General features: G+C 73.2%; 1 protein-coding gene, 1 pseudogene and 1 riboswitch. Of the genes and pseudogenes, one reads left to right on the top strand and one right to left on the bottom strand.

Annotated features, from left to right (window positions below; translation table 11 throughout):
• The coding region (locus MXD58_RS29940; protein WP_374616865.1) for a protein kinase domain-containing protein at positions 1 to 1,142 on the bottom strand (1,142 nt) is incomplete at its 3' end.
• Between the two features lie 223 nt (positions 1,143 to 1,365).
• Positions 1,366 to 1,480: riboswitch (TPP riboswitch) on the top strand.
• Between the two features lie 66 nt (positions 1,481 to 1,546).
• On the opposite strand from MXD58_RS29940, the pseudogene MXD58_RS29945 reads away from it, so the two are divergent.
• Positions 1,547 to 2,131 (top strand): annotated as a pseudogene (locus tag MXD58_RS29945) (hypothetical protein); the annotation flags it as partial.

Raw genomic sequence — 2,131 nt, forward strand, 5'->3', positions numbered from 1 at the left:
TAGGCGTGCTGGTCGTCGGCGGCCCCGTAGCCGCCGCCCGTCCCGAAGTCGATGCCGTGGGCGCCGCCTGCGCCGAAGCCGCCAGGCTGGTCGTCGGCGGCTGGCGGGACGACGTCGCCCGCGCGGGTCGGTGCCGGCATCGCCGCGGTCGCCGACGGGCCGTCGTCCGGCGCGCCGCGCCTCGACGGCGGGCCGGCGGGGGAGCCGTCGGACGGCGGCGGGTCCATCAGGCCGATGCGCTGGACCTCGCCGGTGAAACCGGTGGGGTAGTCGGTCTGCGCGGGCAGGTAGGGCCCGATCTGCAGCAGCTCTTCGAGCAGGGCGGCGCCGTCCGCCGGGCGGCGGCCCGGGTCGCGGGAGGTGGCCCGTTGCACCAGGGCGTCGAGCTCCGCCGGGATGCCGTCCACGAGCGTCGAGGGCGCCGGCACATCACCGTGGACGGACTGGTACGCCATCGACAGCGGCGTCGCGCCGCTGTGCGGAAGCTGCCCGGTCAGCGTCTCGAACAGGACGATCCCGGCGGCGTAGACGTCGCTGCGGGTGTCCGCGGTGCCGTGCGTGACCTGTTCGGGCGCCAGGTAGCCGACGGTGCCCATCACGACGCCGTCGGTGAGGGCCTGGGTGGGCTGGCCGAGCGGGCGGGCCAGACCGAAGTCGGCCACCTTCACCTGGCCGTCGTCACCGAGAAGGATGTTCTCGGGCTTGATGTCGCGATGGATGATCCCGGCATGGTGCGCGGCGGCCAGCGCCTCGAACACCGGTTCGATGATCTCGACGGTCTCGGTGACCGGCAGCGGCCCCCGGGCGCCGAGGTGCTCGCGCAGCGACCGGCCCCGCACCAGCTCCATCACCAGGTAGTTGACCAGGCCGGCGGGCGTGCGGTCGGACCCCTGGTCCAGCACGGAGACGACCCGCGGGGTGTTGAGCTGCGCGACGGCCCGGGCCTCGCGGTGGAACCGGCCGATGAACTCGGGGTCGTGGTTGAGGTTGGGATGCATGACCTTGAGGGCGACGAGCCGGTCCAGTCGGTTGTCGTGCGCGACATACACGGTCGCCATGCCGCCGACGGCAAGTCGTTCCTGCGCCGTATAGCGGCCGTCGAGAAGCCGACCTATGACGGGGTCGGCCACGGTGGCATCCACACGGGACAGTTTACGATCGCGGGCGTTGGGCTTCGCGACCGGAGGCGCTTGCGTCCCAATGGATAGGCGGCGCGCCACCATGGAGAATGCGGTGCGCTAGGCGAATATTCGGCTGCTCTCGGTGAAGCAGCTCACGTGATGCCTGTCCCGGCGTGGGTCCCCGGGCGGGGGACCGCCGGAACCGGGTGAGCAACCACCGCGCCGAGGGCGCGGCTTGTACTCTTGAGACGTACCGGGGAGTCCGCGGATGCGGGCTGAGAGGCCGGCCAGGAGCACCGCCGGCGACCCGCAGACCCGATCGCGGTCATGCGCGCGTGGGGAGGATGATCGTCTTGTCGCAGGCTTCCAACGGTCCGATCGGTCACGCCGAGAGGACCGGTCCCGTCGGCACCACCGCAACCGGCCTGCCGGGCGGCGCCAGCCAGCCCGGCACCGCCGACGACCTGGTCGTCGCCGGCCGCGCGTTCCGCAGCCGGCTGCTGGTCGGTACCGGGAAGTTCGCGGCCCACGAGGTGATGCGGGCCAGCCTGCTCGCCTCCGGCGCGCAGATCGTCACGGTCGCGCTGCGCCGCGTCGACCTCGACCGTCTGGGTGAGGGTGACGTGCTCGACTTCGTCCCCGCCGGGATGACGCTGCTGCCGAACACCTCCGGCGCCGTCGACGCGGCCGAGGCGCATCGCCTCGCCCGCCTCGGGCGCGCGGCCACCGGCACCGACCTGGTGAAACTCGAGGTCACGCCGGACCCGCGGACGCTCGCGCCCGATCCCATCGAGACGCTGCGCGCCGCCGAGCTGCTGGTCGCGGATGGCTTCACCGTCCTGCCGTACTGCTCGGCCGACCCGGTGCTCGCCCGCCGGCTGGAGGAGGCCGGCTGCGCCACCGTCATGCCGCTGGGCAGCTGGATCGGCTCCAACCGGGGGAACGAGCCCACGCAGCATCGCCGGCAGGGTCACACCTGCGGCGGCATCAGCCCGCAGTGCCCGCATGTC

This window comes from Frankia sp. AgKG'84/4, from assembly GCF_023242965.2.
Taxonomy (GTDB): domain Bacteria; phylum Actinomycetota; class Actinomycetes; order Frankiales; family Frankiaceae; genus Frankia.